This is a genomic window from Oleiphilus sp. HI0086 (genome assembly GCF_001635225.1).
The window spans coordinates 1-408 of sequence record NZ_LWFZ01000434.1 but is presented as its reverse complement, the minus strand read 5'-3'; the positions used below and the strand labels follow the sequence as shown (position 1 = coordinate 408).

Genomic DNA, 408 nt, shown 5'->3' with positions numbered 1-408 from the left:
GATGATGCTTTTTATTAAACATGGAGACCTGCCTAAAGCTGAGCAAGCCTTCTTGTTTCTCGAACTTGCTGGCAACCAACATATTACACAAGATGCTTGCCTCTTGCTTATTCAGGAGTTCAAAATAAGGCATACTGCTGCTAAACAACAGCAATATGAAATGCTACTCGAGCGACTCAAGGCTTAGTTATGAAAGCAAGCACTTTCGACCTAATCAGACATGGCGAACCCGTTGGTGGACAACTACTACGAGGTTCACAAGACGACCCCTTATCAGACTTGGGCTGGCAGCAAATGCACGACAGTGTAGGGGGTCATAAACCCTGGACCCGGATAGTGACTTCACCATTAAGTCGCTGTCAGGCCTTTGCCAATAAGCTAGGGGAAGACCTAAGCCTCTGCGTCGAC

General features: G+C 47.1%; 2 protein-coding genes. Both read left to right on the top strand.

The genetic code is table 11. The annotated features are described in order from the left end of the window. On the top strand, window positions 1-187 hold a 187-nt coding region (locus A3756_RS27365), incomplete at its 5' end, for a hypothetical protein (RefSeq protein WP_068553032.1). 2 nt (window positions 188-189) lie between these two features. Continuing rightward, a partial coding sequence (locus A3756_RS05420) for a histidine phosphatase family protein (RefSeq protein WP_197481190.1) occupies window positions 190-408 on the top strand: 219 nt, incomplete at its 3' end.